19 protein-coding genes are annotated in these 18,650 nt (G+C 53.1%); 12 read left to right on the top strand and 7 right to left on the bottom strand.

The window, feature by feature from the left end:
• Positions 1-137 precede the first annotated feature (137 nt).
• On the bottom strand, positions 138-383 hold the full coding sequence (locus VRZ32_RS02645) for a hypothetical protein (RefSeq protein WP_414523920.1): 246 nt from the start codon (positions 381-383) through the stop codon (positions 138-140).
• Here VRZ32_RS02645 and rpsA point away from each other — a divergent pair.
• The 9 genes from rpsA to VRZ32_RS02600 all read left to right on the top strand — a co-directional run bounded on the left by rpsA (position 382) and on the right by VRZ32_RS02600 (position 9,336).
• Entirely contained in the window at positions 382-2,085 is a 1,704-nt protein-coding gene (gene rpsA / locus VRZ32_RS02640) for a 30S ribosomal protein S1 (RefSeq protein WP_414523919.1), read from the top strand. The two genes, VRZ32_RS02645 and rpsA, sit on opposite strands and share 2 nt — an antisense overlap.
• Before the next feature lie 295 nt (positions 2,086-2,380).
• The gene (gene sppA, locus VRZ32_RS02635; RefSeq protein WP_414523917.1) at positions 2,381-3,349 is read left to right on the top strand and encodes a signal peptide peptidase SppA; all 969 of its coding nucleotides are present in this window, start codon (positions 2,381-2,383) and stop codon (positions 3,347-3,349) included.
• Positions 3,350-3,405: 56 nt separating this feature from the next.
• On the top strand, positions 3,406-3,753 hold the full coding sequence (ihfB, locus tag VRZ32_RS02630; protein ID WP_414523915.1) for an integration host factor subunit beta: 348 nt from the start codon (positions 3,406-3,408) through the stop codon (positions 3,751-3,753).
• A gap of 13 nt (positions 3,754-3,766) precedes the next feature.
• Positions 3,767-4,129, top strand: coding sequence for a lipopolysaccharide assembly protein LapA domain-containing protein (locus VRZ32_RS02625; protein WP_414523913.1), 363 nt, complete (start codon positions 3,767-3,769; stop codon positions 4,127-4,129).
• The gene (locus tag VRZ32_RS02620) at positions 4,119-4,850 is read left to right on the top strand and encodes a phosphoribosylanthranilate isomerase (RefSeq protein WP_414523911.1); all 732 of its coding nucleotides are present in this window, start codon (positions 4,119-4,121) and stop codon (positions 4,848-4,850) included. The genes VRZ32_RS02625 and VRZ32_RS02620 overlap by 11 nt, the downstream gene beginning before the upstream one ends.
• 51 nt (positions 4,851-4,901) lie before the next feature.
• On the top strand, positions 4,902-6,155 hold the full coding sequence (gene trpB / locus VRZ32_RS02615) for a tryptophan synthase subunit beta (protein ID WP_414523909.1): 1,254 nt from the start codon (positions 4,902-4,904) through the stop codon (positions 6,153-6,155).
• On the top strand, positions 6,152-6,985 hold the full coding sequence (gene trpA, locus VRZ32_RS02610) for a tryptophan synthase subunit alpha (protein ID WP_414523907.1): 834 nt from the start codon (positions 6,152-6,154) through the stop codon (positions 6,983-6,985). The genes trpB and trpA overlap by 4 nt, the downstream gene beginning before the upstream one ends.
• Before the next feature lie 50 nt (positions 6,986-7,035).
• Positions 7,036-7,947 (top strand): acetyl-CoA carboxylase, carboxyltransferase subunit beta, encoded by a 912-nt coding sequence (gene accD, locus VRZ32_RS02605; protein WP_414523905.1) that lies wholly within the window; start codon positions 7,036-7,038, stop codon positions 7,945-7,947.
• 69 nt (positions 7,948-8,016) lie between these two features.
• Complete coding sequence (locus VRZ32_RS02600) at positions 8,017-9,336, top strand: bifunctional folylpolyglutamate synthase/dihydrofolate synthase (RefSeq protein ID WP_414523904.1); 1,320 nt, start codon at positions 8,017-8,019, stop codon at positions 9,334-9,336.
• Positions 9,337-9,340: 4 nt separating this feature from the next.
• Here VRZ32_RS02600 and VRZ32_RS02595 read toward each other — a convergent pair whose 3' ends face one another.
• The 4 genes from VRZ32_RS02595 to pncA all read right to left on the bottom strand — a co-directional run bounded on the left by VRZ32_RS02595 (position 9,341) and on the right by pncA (position 13,442).
• Positions 9,341-10,393 (bottom strand): YcjF family protein, encoded by a 1,053-nt coding sequence (locus VRZ32_RS02595; RefSeq protein ID WP_414523903.1) that lies wholly within the window; start codon positions 10,391-10,393, stop codon positions 9,341-9,343.
• Positions 10,394-10,419: 26 nt separating this feature from the next.
• Entirely contained in the window at positions 10,420-11,829 is a 1,410-nt protein-coding gene (locus VRZ32_RS02590; protein ID WP_414525012.1) for a YcjX family protein, read from the bottom strand.
• 111 nt (positions 11,830-11,940) lie between these two features.
• Positions 11,941-12,468 (bottom strand): SixA phosphatase family protein, encoded by a 528-nt coding sequence (locus VRZ32_RS02585; RefSeq protein WP_414523901.1) that lies wholly within the window; start codon positions 12,466-12,468, stop codon positions 11,941-11,943.
• 338 nt (positions 12,469-12,806) lie between these two features.
• The gene (gene pncA / locus VRZ32_RS02580; RefSeq protein WP_414523900.1) at positions 12,807-13,442 is read right to left on the bottom strand and encodes a bifunctional nicotinamidase/pyrazinamidase; all 636 of its coding nucleotides are present in this window, start codon (positions 13,440-13,442) and stop codon (positions 12,807-12,809) included.
• 286 nt (positions 13,443-13,728) lie between these two features.
• Here pncA and irrA point away from each other — a divergent pair, with 286 nt between their 5' ends.
• Positions 13,729-14,235, top strand: a complete 507-nt coding sequence (irrA, locus tag VRZ32_RS02575; protein ID WP_414523898.1) for an iron response transcriptional regulator IrrA — start codon at positions 13,729-13,731, stop codon at positions 14,233-14,235.
• A 79-nt stretch (positions 14,236-14,314) separates the two neighbouring features.
• On the opposite strand, the gene VRZ32_RS02570 is transcribed toward irrA, so the two are convergent.
• Together VRZ32_RS02570 and VRZ32_RS02565 are read right to left on the bottom strand one after the other, a co-directional pair.
• On the bottom strand, positions 14,315-15,997 hold the full coding sequence (locus VRZ32_RS02570) for an electron transfer flavoprotein-ubiquinone oxidoreductase (protein WP_414523897.1): 1,683 nt from the start codon (positions 15,995-15,997) through the stop codon (positions 14,315-14,317).
• Between the two features lie 216 nt (positions 15,998-16,213).
• The gene (locus VRZ32_RS02565; protein WP_414523895.1) at positions 16,214-16,882 is read right to left on the bottom strand and encodes a TetR/AcrR family transcriptional regulator; all 669 of its coding nucleotides are present in this window, start codon (positions 16,880-16,882) and stop codon (positions 16,214-16,216) included.
• Positions 16,883-17,165: 283 nt separating this feature from the next.
• On the opposite strand from VRZ32_RS02565, the gene VRZ32_RS02560 reads away from it, so the two are divergent.
• On the top strand, positions 17,166-17,747 hold the full coding sequence (locus VRZ32_RS02560; protein WP_414523893.1) for a YqaA family protein: 582 nt from the start codon (positions 17,166-17,168) through the stop codon (positions 17,745-17,747).
• Positions 17,748-17,787: 40 nt separating this feature from the next.
• Positions 17,788-18,297, top strand: coding sequence for a disulfide bond formation protein B (locus VRZ32_RS02555; RefSeq protein ID WP_414523892.1), 510 nt, complete (start codon positions 17,788-17,790; stop codon positions 18,295-18,297).
• Positions 18,298-18,650: the final 353 nt, after the last annotated feature.

The raw sequence follows: 18,650 nt of genomic DNA, 5'->3' as shown, positions 1-18,650 counted from the left end.
CCCCCTTAAACACAAACATATCATGTAAAATGCCTCTCGACCTCGGGGGAGCCGATTCGGCTTTTTAGCTGTGATTGGATGTTAGAGGGCTTGTATACGGGCTGACAGGAGTGTATGGGTGAGCGGTCCGGGAAGCATTACCTGAGGGTGATGACGAGGGTGCGTTGATCGTGCCCTTTTGGTGTTTCCGCGAAGGCTGTATAGCCAATCGCAGAATATCGGTTCTCCAGCATGCTACCGGAATCGTTCCTTGCTGTCGGCCAAGAGGCGCCGACCCACTGCTTGCAGTGGAAGATCGTACGGTTTGCCAGACCGTACGACGCCGACAGGTAGGGGACGGCCCGTTTTTCGAGCCGTCGGTGTCGCTGGTCAGGAGTTTTCATGTCTCTATCCGTTAATCATTCACCTTCACGCGACGATTTCGCGGCTATGCTTGAAGAGTCCTTTGGTGGTCACGAGTCCCAGGAAGGGTCCGTCATCAGAGGTCTTGTCGTTGCGATTGAGAAAGACGTTGCTGTCATCGATATCGGTCTGAAGACCGAAGGCCGCATTCCGTTGAAGGAATTCGTTGGTCCTGGCCGTGAGGCGTCCCTGAACGTGGGTGATGAGGTTGAGGTTTACCTGGAGCGCGTCGAGAACGCACTCGGTGAAGCTGTTATCTCGCGCGACAAGGCTCGTCGTGAAGAAAGCTGGGTCAAGCTCGAAAGAGCGTTTGAAAGCGGCGAGAAGGTCAATGGCGTGATCTTCAATCAGGTCAAGGGCGGTTACACGGTCGATCTCGACGGTGCTGTCGCGTTCCTTCCGCGTTCGCAGGTTGATATCCGCCCTGTGCGTGATGTAACGCCACTGCTGAACGTCCCACAGCCGTTCCAGATTCTGAAGATGGATCGCCGTCGTGGCAACATCGTCGTTTCGCGTCGTACGGTTCTTGAAGAGACCCGCGCAGAGGCTCGTTCAGAACTCGTTGCCAACCTTGAAGAAGGTCAGGTAATCGAGGGCGTGGTCAAGAACATCACCGAATATGGTGCGTTCGTTGATCTGGGCGGCATCGATGGCTTGCTGCACGTCACCGACATGGCATGGCGCCGCGTTAACCACCCAACCGACGTGGTCACTATTGGTCAGCCGGTCAAGGTCAAGATCGTCAAGATCAACCACGAAACACACCGCATCTCGCTTGGTATCAAGCAGCTGCTTGCTGACCCATGGGAAGGCATCGCTGAGCGTTACCCTGTCGAAAGCCGCTTCTCCGGTCGCGTCACGAACATCACCGATTACGGTGCGTTTGTTGAGCTGGAGCCAGGCATCGAAGGTCTGATCCACGTTTCTGAAATGTCGTGGACCAAGAAGAACGTGCACCCTGGCAAGATCGTTTCCACCTCGCAGGAAGTGGAAGTGCAGATCCTTGAGGTTGATCCAGTCAAGCGCCGCATCTCGCTCGGTCTCAAGCAGACCCTGCAGAACCCATGGGAAAGCTTCTCTGAGAAGAACCCAATCGGCACCGAGGTTGAGGGCGAAGTTAAGAACAAGACCGAATTCGGTCTGTTCATCGGCCTTGATGGCGATGTCGATGGCATGGTGCACCTCACCGACCTCGACTGGAACCGTCCAGGCGAGCAGGTCATCGAAGAGTTCAAGAAGGGCGACACCGTGCGCGCTGTTGTTCTCGACGTTGATGTCGAGAAGGAACGCATCTCGCTTGGTATCAAGCAGCTTGAAGGCGACCCCTTCGCAGACGCTTCCGACCTCAAGAAGGGCTCAACCGTCACCACCGAAGTGCTGGAAGTTAAGGATTCCGGTATCGAAGTGAAGATTGTTGACACCGACATGACGTCCTTCATCCGTCGCGCTGAACTTGCTGGTGACCGTAACGAGCAGCGTCCAGAGCGCTTCTCGCCCGGCGAGAAGGTTGATGCCCGCGTGGTTCAGTTCGACCGTAAGGCACGCCGCATCCAGCTGTCGATCAAGGCGCTTGAGAAGGCAGAAGAGAAGGAAGCAATTGCTCAGTTCGGTTCAGCTGACTCGGGCGCTTCGCTTGGCGACATTCTCGGCGCTGCCCTCAAGAAGGCAACTGAGAAAAAGTAAGGCTTACGCTAAGGAAAATTGGCCTCTGTTGTCTTAATCAATGGAGGCCGAATCCAAGCGACATCATTCAGATGTGCCTTTTATGAGCTTGAATAACGGCCTACGCGGTGATCTGCGTGGGCCGTTATTGTTTAGGCAATCAGATAAGTGGTTTTTACCCAGCAGATACAGACGATGTGAAGACTGGTCATATCAATCACTTATCAAAAATAAGGTTTCCATTCGTGCACGATATGCTCTAGTCTGCATCAGAATGCGGGGTCGAAATGATCGGCCTGTTTATTCCGGGATAAAGATGAGCTACGAAGCAGACCTTATTGCTGATCGACGTCGTTTGCGTGGGCGCTTGAGCTTCTGGCGCGTTCTCGCTTTTATAGCGGCTTTCTCCCTGCTGATCATTGGCGGGTTGATGGTCACTAATGGCAAAGTGCCAACATCTCGCCCTCATGTGGCGAGAGTGGTTCTTGATGGCCTGATTACCGGTGATCAGCGCACTATTGACCTCATCAATGACGTTCGCCGCAATAATTCGGTGCAAGCTGTTGTGGTGCGCATTGATAGCCCTGGCGGCACAACGGCTGGATCGGAAGCGCTGTTTGATGCACTCCGTCGATTGTCCGATGCAAAGCCTGTAGTGGCTGTAGTTGATACGCTAGCGGCCTCAGGCGGGTATATTGCGGCACTCGGCGCAGATCGGATTATAGCGCGCGAGACATCGCTGGTTGGCTCGATCGGTGTACTATTTCAGTACCCGAATATCAGTGGCCTTCTAGGCACTGTTGGGGTGAGTGTTGAAGAAGTTAAATCGAGCCCTTTGAAGGCGGCTCCGAATGGTTTTTCGCCAACCTCGCCGGAAGCACGTGCTGCGCTTGAAAGTCTGGTGAAAGACAGCTTTGACTGGTTCAAGCGCCTTGTGCGTGAACGCCGCGGCTATGATGATGCAAGTCTTGCCCGCGTTGCTGATGGGCGTGTATTCACAGGGCGGCAAGGCGTTGAGCTGAAGCTTGTTGACCAGTTGGGCGGCGAGCGCGAAGCAATGACCTGGCTGACATCGGAACGTGGCATTGCAACCGGCTTGCCAGTTCGTGAGTGGAAACGTCGGTCGCGAGATCAAGCGTTTAACTTCTTGAGCGGAGCTGCATGGATGGCTGATGTGGCAGGTTTTGAGGAGCTAGCTACATTTTTTGGCCGCTTGAATGTCGGTCTTGGCACACAACATCTTGACGGCTTGCTCGCTCTCTGGCAACCTCACGTCGAAAAATAGCCTCTTTTCAAAGATATATCCTGCGTTGACCATTTAAACCAAGAAGAGTGGGATTAATGATCAAATCCGAACTGGTTCTGCGGATTGCGGAGCAAAATCCCCATCTCTACCAGCGTGACGTTGAGAACATCGTCAATGCCATTCTGGAAGAGATAACGCGTGCACTGACGCGTGGCGACCGCGTGGAGTTGCGCGGCTTTGGTGCGTTTTCAGTAAAGAAGCGAGATGCACGTGTAGGCCGCAATCCCCGCACGGGTGAAACGGTTGATGTCGATGCCAAGATGATTCCGGTCTTCAAGACCGGTAAAGAGATGCGCATGCGCCTGAACGATGGCCGCGATGCACTCGATGATGATGATGGCGATGAGGCACCAAAATCTGGGCGGCGTACAGCCAAGAAGTGATAGGGCGTACAAGGTGAAAACGTTGATCAAGGCCTTGGTTATAATGCCTTTGGCATTAGTGATCATTTTACTATCGGTTGCCAATCGGTCGCCGGTGGTGATGTCGCTTGATCCGTTTTCCGGCTCTGCACCTTTAATTGCGATATCCTCCCCTTTATTCGTGATTATCCTGGGGGCGGTTGCGCTTGGCGTTTTGCTTGGTGGCTTTGTTGTATGGTGGTCGCAAGGGCGTTATCGTCGCGCTCTTCGGCGGCAAACGCATGAGCTTGAACGACTTCAAGTCGATCAAGCGCGCCAACGTTCGGCTGCGAGCTATGCTACGCACGGATCTGCAGGTAACGGCGCTCTTCTGCCCGTGCGCACAAATGCCTATTGATCCCCACAAGCCTCATGCTGTAAACGCTTTAAGTGCTAAAAAGCCAAACGCTAAATCATTTCCTATAAAGATATGCGGCTTGAATACGATGCAAGCCGTAGAAGCGGCGGTTACTGCTGGCGCTGATATGCTGGGCTTTGTTTTCTTTTCCAAAAGTCCGCGTCATGTTGGCTACCATCAAGCGGCTGAGCTGGTTGCATTTGCCCGCCGTATCGCTCCAAAAGTCGAAATCGTTGCTTTATCTGTTGATGCTACCGAGGTTGAATTAAAAGCAATCTTTAACAGCATATCACCGGACTGGATGCAGATGCACGGTCATGAAACGCCAGCGCACGTTGCGTTTGTGCGTGGGCAATATGATGTTGCTGTTATGAAAGCTATCGGCATTCGCGATAGTGCTGATATCGAAGAAGCGATACGTTACAAAATCGTGGCAGATCGCCTTCTCCTTGATGCCAAACCACACGCAGGAGCGCTGCTTCCGGGGGGAAACGGAATTCCCTTTGATCATCAGCTGATTGCGGAAAAACGTTTTGGATTGCCCTTCATGCTTTCAGGCGGGCTGAATGCGCAGAACATTGGTGAGGCAATCCGGCTGGTGCGCCCTGACGGGGTTGATGTTTCATCGGGGGTTGAATCGGCACCTGGTGTCAAGGACGCTGAACGCATCCACGCATTCGTGCGCGCAGCGCGGGAAGCATTGGACATGAACCGGCAATAACAGTATGTCCGGTATTTGAACCCGCCGAAAATCTTCCGAGGATGTGACAGCGTGAGCAATAAGCCGAATTCCTATACATCGGGGCCTGACGAACACGGCCATTTTGGTATCTTCGGCGGCCGCTTCGTAGCCGAAACACTGATGCCGCTGATCCTGTCACTTGAAGAGGCCTATGAGCTAGCCAAGGCAGACCCGGCCTTTGCTGCCGAGATTTCAGCACATCAAACACATTACATCGGTCGGCCAAGCCCGCTTTATTATGCTGAACGGCTGACGGAAGCCGTGCGCGCTAATGCACCTGCGGGGCAGGGTGCCAAAATTTATCTCAAGCGTGAAGAGCTGAACCACACTGGATCGCACAAGGTCAATAACGTACTGGGCCAGATTCTGCTGGCGCGGCGCATGGGGAAAACCCGGATTATCGCGGAAACCGGCGCTGGCCAGCATGGTGTTGCGACCGCAACTTTATGTGCGCGCTTTGGATTAAAATGTGTGGTTTATATGGGTGCGGTGGATGTCGCGCGACAGAAGCCGAACGTTTTTCGCATGGAAATGCTGGGTGCGGAAGTGCGCCCCGTTCAGTCAGGCGCGCGCACCCTTAAGGATGCTATGAATGAAGCATTGCGCGACTGGGTAACGAATGTCGCTGATACGTTTTATTGCATAGGCACAGTGGCAGGGCCGCATCCCTATCCAGCGATGGTGCGCGATTTCCAGTCAGTGATTGGCCGGGAGGTCCGTGAGCAATCGCAAGTGCAGGAGGGGCGGTTACCCGATTCGCTTGTTGCTTGTATTGGTGGTGGCTCTAATGCCATGGGTCTGTTCCACCCTTTCCTCGATGATCCTTCGGTTGAGATTTACGGTGTCGAGGCGGCCGGACATGGCCTGAACTCCGGCGCGCATGCAGCATCTATCGCTGGCGGTAGATCTGGGGTTCTGCATGGTAACCGCACCTATCTTTTGATGGATGAGGATGGTCAGATCGATGAGGCGCACTCAATTTCGGCTGGCCTTGATTATCCGGGGATTGGGCCAGAGCACTCTTGGCTGCATGAAACTGGTCGGGTGACATACTTATCAGCAACCGATGATGAAGCACTTGCAGCATTTCAGCAGCTGTCGTTGCTGGAAGGTATTATTCCAGCGCTGGAATCGTCGCACGCATTAGCACGCGCTGTTGATTTAGCTGCGCAAAAGCCGCGTGATCATGTAATGGTGGTCAACCTTTCCGGGCGTGGTGATAAGGATATCGATATGGTCGCCGAGCGGCTTGCCGCATCGGTTGATGAAGAGGCAGGCGCATGAGCCGTATTGATCACCGCTTTTCAGTGCTTCGTCAGGAAGGGCGCGCTGCGCTCGTCACCTTTATTACCGCGGGTGATCCAGACTTCAATACCTCACTTGCAGCCCTTAAGGCTTTGCCTGAGGCAGGTGCTGATATTATCGAAATCGGCATGCCTTTTACAGATCCAATGGCCGATGGCCCCGCGATTCAGCTGGCAGCACAGCGCGCACTGAAGAGCGGGCAAACTCTGGCGCGGACGCTGGAACTAGTACGCGCCTTCCGAAAGGATAATGCTGATACACCTGTTATTTTGATGGGGTATTATAACCCAATCTATATCTATGGCGTTGACCGGTTTCTGGTTGATGCTAAAGCAGCAGGTGTTGATGGTTTTATTGTCGTTGATTTGCCACCCGAAGAAGATTCGGAGCTATGCCTGCCTTCGCTTAAAGCGGGATTGGCATTTATTCGCCTTGCGACACCAACCACAGATGATAAGCGATTACCAACGGTACTCGCCAACACGAGCGGTTTCGTCTATTACGTCTCCATTACCGGGGTGACGGGTACGGCGGTACCTGATTTTGATGCGGTTGCAGGATCTGTTGCGCGCATCAAGCGCCACACTGATTTACCAGTGGTGGTTGGATTTGGTGTTCGTACAGGCGAACATGCGGCGGCCATTGCGCGGGGCGCCGATGGTGTAGTAGTGGGCTCGGCGATTGTTGAGACATTGCGTCAATCGCTGGATGCTGATGGGCAGGCTACCAAACAAACGGTGCCCGCCATTGCGGCACTGGTTAAGGAACTGGCAGACGGCATAAGGTCTGTCGCTAAAAAAGGTACATGAACGGGGTTATGCGTTAGCACTGCCTGATTGTTCTTGAGAGAGTGTGTTCGATGAACTGGATTTCCGACGTCGTTCGGCCAAAAATTAAAACGCTGTTCCGGCGCGAAGTGCCTGAGAACCTATGGATCAAATGCCCCGAAACAGGGCAAATGGTGTTCCATAGGGATGTCGAGGCCAACCAGAATGTTATTCCGGGCTCGAACTATCACATGCGCCTTGGTGCAGTGCAGCGGCTTAAGATCACGTTCGATGATGGCGTGTGGGAAGATGTGCCACTGCCTGAGGCATCTGTCGATCCACTGAAATTTCGCGATGAAAAGCGTTATACAGATCGCATGCGCGATGCACGCTCCAAGACCAATCTGCAGGATGCGATCAAGGTAGGCGTTGGCACTGTTGAGGGAACGCCGATCACGATTGCCGTGCAGGATATCAACTTTATCGGCGGCTCGCTCGGTATGGCAGCAGGCGAGGCATTCATTAAGGGTGCTGAGACGGCAATTGCACGCAACACGCCTTTCGTGATTTTCACGGCATCGGGTGGCGCGCGCATGCAGGAAGGCATTCTATCGCTGATGCAAATGCCGCGCACCACAATCCTGATTGATCGTCTGCGTGAAGCAAAGCTGCCTTACATCGTCGTTCTTACAAACCCAACGACGGGCGGCGTTACGGCTTCTTATGCTATGCTTGGTGATGTGCAGATTGCAGAACCCGGCGCACTGATCGGCTTCGCAGGGCCGCGCGTTATTGAACAGACGATCCGCGAAAAACTGCCAGAAGGCTTCCAGCGGGCTGAATATCTCTACGATCACGGCATGGTTGACATGGTCGTGCATCGTCATGAGATGAAGGCTACCGTTGCGCGTATTTGCCGGTTCCTGACACGTCAGCCCAAGCCTGCAACGCTACCGCCAGTACAAGCTGATGAAGAGCATGTCGCTGAAAGCCACCCGGCGTAACCCTGATCGTTAGAACTGATTGCTTGCATTGCCTTTCTCCATGATGAAGGCAATGCTGGAGGCGTATGTATGGAATCCTCCGAGGCCTTGCTGGCGCGTTTTTTGGCGCTCCACCCGAAAGCCATTGATCTATCACTGGATCGGATCAAACGCCTGCTAGAGCAGCTTGGACATCCTGAGCAACGATTGCCGCCGGTGATCCACGTGGCGGGCACCAACGGCAAGGGCTCCACGATTGCGTTTATGCGCGCAATTCTGGAGGCTGCAGGTCTTGTGGTGCACGTTTATACGTCGCCGCATCTTGTAAAATTTCATGAACGCATCCGCATTGGCCAGCCAGGTGGTGGACAGTTTGTAAGCGAAAAAGCGCTGGTTGAAGCGTTTCAGCGTTGTGAAAAAGTGAATGCTGGCGCACCCATTACGTTTTTCGAAATGACGACGGCTGCTGCACTATTACTTTTCTGCGAGCATCCTGCCGATATACTCTTACTTGAAGTGGGCATGGGGGGGCGTTTGGACACAACGAATGTTGTCAACGATCCTGCTGCCTGTGTGGTAACGCCTGTTTCAATGGATCATGCAGGTTTTCTTGGCGATACAGTTGCGCAAATCGCCAAAGAGAAGGCCGGGATTTTCAAGCGTGGAGCCCCTGCGGTTATCGCACCGCAAGCTGAGGAAACCACCGCTATTCTGGAAGCGGAGGCTGATCGCCGTGGCGCGCGGGCAATTATTGGCGGTCAGGATTTTTCAATCCATGAGGAAAACGGCCGGCTTGTGTATCAGGATGAGCGCGGGCTTTTAGATTTACCAATGCCTAAATTGCAAGGGCGGCATCAGCATGTAAATGCGGGCACGGCCATTGCGGCGTTGCGTGCTGCCGGCTTCAGCAATTTGCCAACAGCTGCTTTTGAGGCGGGCATGCTAAAAGTGGATTGGCCCGCACGCTTGCAAAGGCTGGCACGTGGACGCCTGATTACGCTGTTGCCCGAGGGCGCAGACCTATGGCTCGATGGTGGGCACAATCCCGATGGTGGCCGCGCACTGGCCGCCGCAATGGCGGAAATCGAAGAGAAAAATCCTGCACCGCTTGTGATAATATGCGGTTCGCTAGGTACGAAAGATTCTGAAGGATTCCTCCAGCCATTCCGTGGTTTGGCAAAAGAGATTCTGGCGGTGCCAGTTTCATCGCAGGTTGCTGCGCGCCCTTCAGAAGAGGTGGCGGAGATTGCGCGTCAAACAGGTTTTCAGGCGTCACATTTCAGCAGTGTGGAAGCTGCATTGGCTTCACTCAACAACACAGTATGGGAGCGCCCACCGCGTGTTCTGATCACCGGCTCGCTCTATCTTGCGGGTGACGTGCTGTCGGCAAATGGCACCCCTCCGCAATAAAACGTTATTCGTTTGGCGGGGTATCTGCGGGTGGCTTATCCCGATCGAAGAGTCCCGAGGCAACATCCGAAAAACGGGGTGGCTCTACGGCAACAAATGGCAGTGGTCGACAAACCTCAATCGCAGCAAGACCAACGCGGGCTGTGAGTAAGCCATTCAGCACACCCTCGCCGAGCTTTGCAGAAACACGCGCAGCAAGGCCTAACCCCATTACCTGCTGGATAATTCCATCTCCCACAGCAATACCGCCTGTCACCGCCAGGTGTGACAACACATTCCCTGAAAGCCGTAGAAACCCAAACAAACCGGGTCTTCCGCCATAGAGTGCCGCTATCTGGCGTACCATGCGGGCACATGCATAGAGAACAAAGGCAAGATCAACAATCGCACGCGGGCTAACGGCTGTGACCATCGATACCTGCTTGGCCCCATTTGCCACGATGCGGCGCGCGTTGCGGTCAAGCGGTGCCAGAAGCTCTTGCTCCGCAATGGTAAGGCGATCTGTGGCATCGATGATAGCATCCTCACCCAGTGCAGCCAGATTTGTACGTGCACGTGCCATTTCGGGGCGGGTTGAATAAAGTGCGACGAGATCACCTACTATTGCAATCGCCGCCTTTTCGTCATCGTTTTCACGTGCAATGGCTGCTTTACGTTGCAACGCCTCTATTCGCCGCTCGCGAAACACTCCACGCAACTCACGGATAATGATGGCGATGAAGGCTAACAGCGCAGTCAGCGCCAGTGTCAAGGCAATCCAGCCTAATGCCGGGATCGTTGTTAATAAATGACGTACCATTTGCTCAATGCCGAGCACGATCCAAAGCGTTATCAAGCCACCTAGGGTGGACATTAATATGCCAAGCCAAGGCGCGCGCCATGGGCGTTTTTTGATAACGGCTTGCTGCTCCTCCGGTGCGGCCTCAATCTCTTCAACCACAACAACGCCGTGCGGCAAATGCGTTTCACGTGCCACACCCTCATGAGACGCCGGAGTGTCGGCAGTGGGATCAAGACGGAAGGCGCGAGGCGTTTTGGGATCGGAGGTATTCGTCATTGTACAATCGATCTTGCTTAAAAGCGTTATATCAGTCTATCGCCGATGAGGAATTCCAATGCACGGTCAAGGCGGATGTGTGGCAATGGCGGTAATCTCCCAGCTGCATCGGGCATCCGTAGCGGAGGGCGAAAACGTGGAAAACGTAAGGCTCCCGGAGCGATGGCACCCGAGAAAACGGCGTGCGGATCTTCGGGTAATTCACCGGGGAAGATAGCTGCTTCTGTCATACCATCGAAAAGCTCATCGCCGATGCATTCACCCGCTTCTGGAGTTCCCACGATAGCCGGCAAGGTTTCACGCCCCGAGCGCACACTTGCTTCACGCGTTGCACGTATGGAAGCAAGCGCCATGGTTTCTACCCGTGCACCAGCACCCCGCGTGCGCCGCAAGGAACGATCAACCAGAAGGCGCAAAATCGCCTCAAGCCGCGCATGGTCAGAGCGGTGCAGATGATCTGCCTTTGTGGCTGCGAAAAGCACTTTATCAATTCTGGGCGCAAACAGACTGCTAATAAGCGTATTGCTGCCGGCGCGAAAGGCTAGCAGCACACGATCAAGCGCATCCTCTAACTCAGCAAGCGCAAGCGGCCCTGAATCCAGAGCTGACAGCACATCGACAAGCACAATTTGCCGATCCAGCTGGGAAAAATGATCGCGAAAGAAGGGACGTACAACATGCGTGCGGTAGGCATCGAAGCGCCTCTCCATCTGCGCATGCAAACTTTTGGGTGCTGGCTCAGCCCCCGGTGGCAGGTCCAATGGTGAGAAGGTGAGGGCGGGCGAGCCCGCCAGATCACCCGGCATCAGAAAACGACCAGGTGGCGTTGTTGCCACTCGCTCTGGCCCCTCACGTAAAGCCGTGAGATAAACCTTGAACAAATCGCTCAACCGGCCGATATCCATCTCGGAAGCGGGCTTTTTCGGATCATGCTCGGCCAGTGCTGCGTGCCATGGTGCAGCGATTACCGCACGACCATTGGCCCTACTTGCTGCCAGCGTGTCGCGAGACCATGAAGCGAAATCCTTATCGAGCAATGCCAGATCAATCAGCCATTCGCCAGGGTAATCAACGATATCGACCGCAAGATGCGCAGGCCCAGAGCGCCAGCCCGCACGGCGTTCATAATCAATCGCAACACGCAATTCAGCGATCCGTGTTGTGGATTCAGGCCATCGCCGATGCGGCTCTCCCAGTGTAGCAAGATGCTCCTCAAACGGAAAACGCGGCACAGCATCATCTGGCTGGTCGTCCAGAATTGCGCGACGAATACGTCCTTCAGCAGAAGCGCGAAACACAGGAAGGGGCGTCACCCCAATCAGATGATGCACCAGTGCCGTTGTAAACACGGTTTTGCCTGAACGCGATAACCCGGTCACCCCAAGCCGTACGCGCGGCGAAATGGCGTTGGCGGCATAGGCACCGAGATTGCGCAGAAGATCGCGTGTGGTGTCGAATGACGATGATATCACGGCGTGCGGAACCTAGCCTGTTACATGGTGGCAGAACAGGTGCCAGATTATGCACTTAGCATGCATCTGTCACCGTCAATCATCATCATCGGACAGGTTACGCGGTGTGATAAATCGATCCAGCTTGCCAGAATGCGCCTCGATATCGCGCCAATTGTTTATAGCAAAATCGATAACGGCGAGACCGCCAGTTGGATATTTTTCTGATAATAGCTGACGCGCCTCTATATTTCCGCTGCCAATCAGAAAACGCGCAACATCCTCAAAACCCGGATTATGGCCCACCAGCATCAAACTACCGACAGACGGCTCCGTTTCGCGGATCAGGTAGAGCAGGGCTCCAGGCTTGGCTTCATAGATACGCCGATCAAAACGGGCTGGCACAGAACGGCTGAATTCCTGCTCAACCAGATCCCACGTCTCCCGCGTGCGCCGCGCTGTCGAAACCACAGCAAAATCGGGAATAAGGCCGTGGGATTCAATATAAGCACCTATGCGCGGAGAATCTGCAAGGCCCCGTCGCCCCAGAGGGCGCTCGTGATCGGCAATACCATCGGGCCAATCCGATTTAGCGTGACGGAGAAGAATAAGACGTCGAGACATGATGTAAAAACCCATCCAGAGTGATGAATCGGCGATAGCATCAACCCAAAAAGGATACACCAAATTCGGGGCAGACCTGATGCTCATTCAAAACCAGGGGCAATCCTGTTGCTCCTGATCATCGCTTTATCCTCTTGCAGCGCCTGTCGTATATATAGAGCGCCGGCCGTTCTGATTCCTGTATTTCACCGCAACCTGCATTCAATTTGGTGAACCAGATTGAATGCAAACTGCTTTAGTTGAATAGCTTGAACTATAATAATATTTCGGCATGAAATGACGATTTGGTTAATCTTTCGATTGTCATACACAGCTCCCACAATAATGGAGCGATAGTATCACTCTGCAACACCGATTGCTGATGATGTCGTACGTGTGACACCAGCAGCAATCATGTCATGCCAGGCAGCATCAACAGAACCATTTAGATTAATGCCGCGGCAAGCATCTTCCAGCACCAGAACTTCAAATCCCAACTTACGAGCATCAAGCGCACTCCACGCTACACAGAAATCGGTAGCAAGGCCGGCAAAGACAAGGCGGTGCACCCCACGATCTCGTAAATAATCAGCAAGGCCAGTCGCTGTCACACGATCTGCGGCAAAGAAGGCAGAATAACTATCGATCAACGGTTGATAGCCCTTGCGGACAACCATTTGAGCGTGTGGAATATCAAGATCCGCATGGAACGCGGCACCGTGAGTGTCCTGCACACAGTGATCCGGCCAGAGCGTTTGCGGCCCGTATGACATCATCTTTGTATCAAAATTTTTCATACCAGGATGGGATGATGCAAAAGATGCATGGCCCGCAGGATGCCAATCCTGAGTCAGCGCAACATGGGTAAATTGTCGCGCAACGCGATTAATAATAGGGATGATGACTTTGCTGTCATCCACGGCAAGGCTACCGCCAGTTATAAAGTCATTCTGGACATCGATGACGAGTAGCAAGGTATCTGGCTTATGAGCCATGCATTGAATTCCTAGGGAAACGCTATGGGTTTATACAAATCTGGAGAAGCATGATAATGAGCGTTTTTGCATTTAATGCCAATTATGATTGTTTCATGTGCCGGAGTAAGGAATGATGCAGGTAAAGGGTGACTGTGTCATAATCAAGCTACAGCCATGCGCGGTTCGCAACCATGATCATGGCGGGATATCAACGACGCGCTTGCGACAAATGCAATCCATTCTTATTATAACTTAACATGAATTTGCGGGGTCGATTGGTTAAGCAATGACTGAAGTGATGAATATGCAAGTGAAGACGAACGTATCGCTTGCGGCAGAGCAAAATGCGCCAGTGCCCGGAGCCATTACGGTTGACCGCGTACCACAGGGCTTACACAAAGGATGCCCCGTGCACCAGTTGCGTGAGGAGCTGCGCCGTGTTGGCCTGCGTCCCACACGTCAACGCATTTCCCTGGGCTGGTTGCTTTTTGCCAAGGGTGATCGCCACGTTACTGCAGAAATGTTGTATGAGGAAGCCACTCGCGCCCGTGTGCCGGTATCTCTGGCAACTGTCTACAACACACTACATCAGTTCACTGAAGCAGGATTGCTTCGCGAGCTTGCTGTTGATGGTTCAAAGACCTATTTCGACACGAATATGTCAGACCACCATCACTTCTTCATCGAAGGTGATGACGATCTGATGGATATTCCTGCATCGGGCCTAACCGTCGCGCAGCTGCCAGAAGTGCCCGAGGGCATGGAAGTTGCACGTGTCGAAGTCATCGTGCGACTACGCCGTAAAGCTTAGTATCTGCTTTGGGATAACTATCAAATCCCATTCAATTATAAAGTAAAAAGCGCGCCTTTAAGCAAGGCGCGCTTTTTTATTACATGTTCGGATAATTTGGTCCGCCACCACCTTCCGGCGGCACCCAGGTAATGTTCTGGGATGGGTCCTTGATATCGCATGTTTTACAATGCACGCAGTTTTGCGCATTGATGACAAAGCGTGGATCAGCGTGGGTTTCTTCGTTGCTGTAGACCACTTCATAAACACCAGCAGGGCAGTAAAGCCGTGCAGGCTCACCATAAAGTGGCAAGTTGCGCTCAATCGGAATCGATGGATCCGTTAACTTGAGGTGCGCAGGTTGGTCTTCCTCATGAGCCGTATTTGAGATGAATACAGATGAGAGCTTATCAAACGTCAACACACCGTCAGGCTTAGGATAAGTGAGGATTTTCACCTGGTCGATGCGAGCAAGTGAATCGCAATCACGCTTCCGGTGCCGCAGCGTGCCAAAAGGCGACAGGCCAATAAGCGAATTGATCCACATATCAACGCCACCGAGCGCCACGCCGATAAAGGTGCCAAAACGTGACCATAGCGGTTTGACGTTGCGAACAGGCTTAAGATCCTGCCCAATGCTCGACGTGCGCCAGCCATCCTCATAATCTTGCAAGGTATCGTGTGCACGCCCCGCTTCAAGAGCAGAGATGACTGAGCGAGCTGCCAACATGCCTGAAGCAATGGCATTGTGGCTGCCCTTAATGCGCGGAACATTAACAAAACCCGCAGCACAACCAAGCAATGCACCACCGTTGAAAGCAAGCTGAGGAACCGACTGCCAACCACCTTCCGTAATGGCTCGCGCACCATATGAAAGGCGTTTGCCGCCCGCAAAAGTATCCCGGATCATCGGATGCGTTTTAAAGCGCTGGAACTCGTCAAAGGGCGACAGGGTAGGGTTCTTGTAGTCCAGGTGCACCACAAAACCCACAGCAACCATGTTGTCCTCAAAATGGTAGAGGAACGATCCGCCACCCGTGCCACTATTCAGTGGCCATCCAAAGCTGTGTTGCACGAGACCGGGCTTGAACTTGGCCGGATCAATCTGCCACAGTTCCTTGAGACCAATTCCGTATTTCTGTGGTGAGCGATCCTTATCGAGCCCAAAGCGGGCAACAAGCTGCTTGGTCAGGCTGCCGCGCGCGCCTTCCGCAAAGAATGTGTATTTGCCGCGAAGCTCCATACCACGCGTAAAATCAGCCCGCGGCTCTCCATTCCGACCAATGCCCATATCGCCAGTGGCAATACCGATCACAGCGCCGCTTTCATTATAGAGAACTTCAGTAGCAGCAAAGCCGGGATAGATTTCTACGCCAAGCTCTTCCGCACGTGTAGCCAAAAAGCGCGTTACATTGCCAAGAGAACCAATAAAGTTGCCGTCATTATGCATTAACGGCGGCATCAGGAAGTTAGGCAAGCGGATGCCGCCAGCGGGGCCAAGCAGGTAAAAATGATCACTTTTCACTTGTGTGGTCAGCGGACAATCTTCCGCTTCGCGCCATCCAGGCAGCAACTCATCAAGACCAGAAGGATCAATCACAGCACCTGATAGAATGTGCGCACCGACCTCAGACCCCTTTTCGACGACAACCACAGAAACTTCAGAGCCATTTTCGGCAGCCAGCTGTTTAATGTGAATAGCAGCTGCCAGACCTGCTGGTCCTGCGCCCACAATCACAACGTCGAAATCCATGGATTCGCGGCCGTCTGCCATATCGGTCATCTTTTTATCTCTCCCCAAACTCTTGCGAGCGCTCATTGGCGGGCCTGGATATTCCCGCAACCAAACAAATGTTTGGCAAGTTATTAGGTCAACCAGAAGCCCTGAGCACCGTCAAGCCCTTTGCAGGCTTGTTGGCTTGAAGTTGAATGGATTCTAATCTGGAATCAACGCCTGTGTACAAGCTTCTCAAAGGCTCTTTAAAAAATATCGGATATATTACGTACCGGATTGTACCTCATGACGGAAAACACCGATGATTTGATGACCGATTTCAGTTGGCGTCATACGGCCTGGCCGATACCACGAACTCACAGAGTTTATCAGGCTGAGCAACAGAACCCGGTAGATAGACCTATCAATCTGCGGGGGTAGTGGCAGGGCCTCAACCAGCTCGATATAAGCGCGCTCAAAGACATCTCTACGAGCGATAAGCTTTTCCAGCATTTCTGGTGGAATATTCCGAAAATCGGTCAGGAATGGTACTTCAACAATGTCAGGATCAAGCTGGATTTCAAGCTGGCGCACACATGCTGCCTCAAGCCGCGCCCATGGCTCTTCAATTCCTTGAGTAGCATCAGCGATCTGCTCCGCAGCATGCTGGAGCGCAAAATCATGTACCGCTACAAACAGCTCTTCCTTTGAGCGGATGTGGTGATAAAGCGAACCGCCCAGCAGCCCGACCCGTTCTGCGATATCACGCATAGATGTAGCGAGATAACCGCGCTCAGCAAACAAGATCGCGGCAGCCTGAATAATATCGTGATAACGATCCCGCGGTGTACCATTTGGCAAGCGACGCCCTGTGCGTGCCGGTTTTGGGCTGTGGGGGAGGGCCTCTGTTTTGGCTTTCTCTCCGGTCACTGTCTCGCCTTCCTCTCCCGCCACGCTCTTATTCTCCGCGGAACGTTTATTTGCCAGCTGGAATCATCTGAGCAATACCTCCGAATGTGAGGAGATAGCGCTCTCAATGGATATCGCTTTGTGGGACGATGCGTCAAATTAGTCTATTGCAAACGGATCAGATAAGCGCTGTCTCAACATGTTGGCACATAAAAAGCAATTTCCGTGCTTGTTTCATCTTGATCTCGAAGGCCGCAAACAATACCCATTGCCCATCATCGAGTGCGTTCGTTGTTTGAGTTGTACACGTATAGCCGATTGGATCCCTATGTTTCGCCGTTTATATGACTGGGTTATCTCCCTTTCTGCCAGTCCTTATGCCGTGTGGGCATTGGCAGCCGTCTCTTTTGCGGAGAGCTCATTTTTCCCGATACCACCAGATGTGCTCCTGCTACCTATGGCGCTGGCACGCCCTAACAAAGCACTGTTCTATGCAGGTGTGTGCACCGTGTCTTCTGTTGTTGGGGGGCTTCTAGGATATGCAATTGGCGCCCTATTATACGACTCGCTTGGCCAATGGTTAATCGCTGCCTATGGCTATGGCGATAATGTAGAAGCCTTCCGCGCAGCATATGCCAAGTATGGCGAGTGGATCATTCTGATCAAAGGCATCACCCCAATCCCGTACAAGCTAGTGACCATTACCTCAGGGTTTGCTGGCTATGACGTGCTATGGTTCACGGTTTTATCACTTATCACACGCGGAGCGCGGTTCTATATCCTGGCTGGTTTATTGCACCGTTATGGCAATCCGATCCGCCGGATTGTCGAGGAGCATTTCGGAGTCGTTTTAGGCGTGCTGACCGTTTTCGTCGTGGCGGGCTTTGCTGCGGTACGGTTTGTTTTCTAACGCTTGCACTTTACTGGCCATGATTATCCCGGGAGCAGATATGCTATCATTGCGTGGAAATGCAGCTGCCTTTAACGCAGCCATTGTTGTGCTTGTCATTTCGACTTTAGCTATTGCGGGAGCGTTTTACTTCCAGTTCGTGATGCATCTGCCACCATGTCCGCTGTGCTTGATCCAACGATGGCCGTTTTATGCGGCCATTCCGGTTAGTGTAGTCGCAGCTTACTGTGCACGGCCTGCCTCGGCATCAGCCGCAGTAGCACGCGTGCTGCTTGGTATGCTCGCACTGGGGTTCCTGGTTGGTGCCGGCGTGGCTGCTTTCCATGCTGGTGTTGAGTGGAAGTTCTGGAGCGGATTGGAAAGTTGCAGCGGCACGCTCTCCATCGTTAACGACGCTGACGCTTTTCTGCAACGTCTCCAGACAGTACAGGTTACGCGCTGCGATGAAGCTGCATGGCGTCTGGGCGGATTATCACTGGCTGGATGGAATGTACTGGTGTCTCTAGCTCTCGCTGGCATCGCTGCAGTGGGCGCACTACGCCACCGTTAAAGGCTGCCTGCGATTTCTTTCTTGGAAAAGAAAGAGAAAGAAGCGGTAGTCAGTCCAACGTCATAACAGAATTCAATCCAATGGTTCCATAACACGTCTTACACGAATCCTATATAACTCATGCTGAACGCCGTTATCAACCAGAGTATTTCCTCGGCTACCCTAGCGAAACAATTATGGGTTTAGCCAGCTGATTGGAGAGCATGTTGTGCCTTCCATAGCCTAATGATGCGCCAGTACGGTTTTTTCTTAATAACGCGGCTATCGCTTTGGTCGGCCTCAGCTCTATACGTATATTATCTCCCCTTTATCCTTACGCCTTCAGCCGGTATTTTTGTGCGGTTTGTCTTTTT

Origin of the sequence: Pseudochelatococcus sp. G4_1912, from assembly GCF_047501465.1 — a bacterium.
GTDB lineage: Bacteria > Pseudomonadota > Alphaproteobacteria > Rhizobiales > Beijerinckiaceae > Pseudochelatococcus.
The sequence above is the reverse complement of the archived record's forward strand: the minus strand, read 5'-3'. Positions and strand labels throughout refer to the sequence as shown.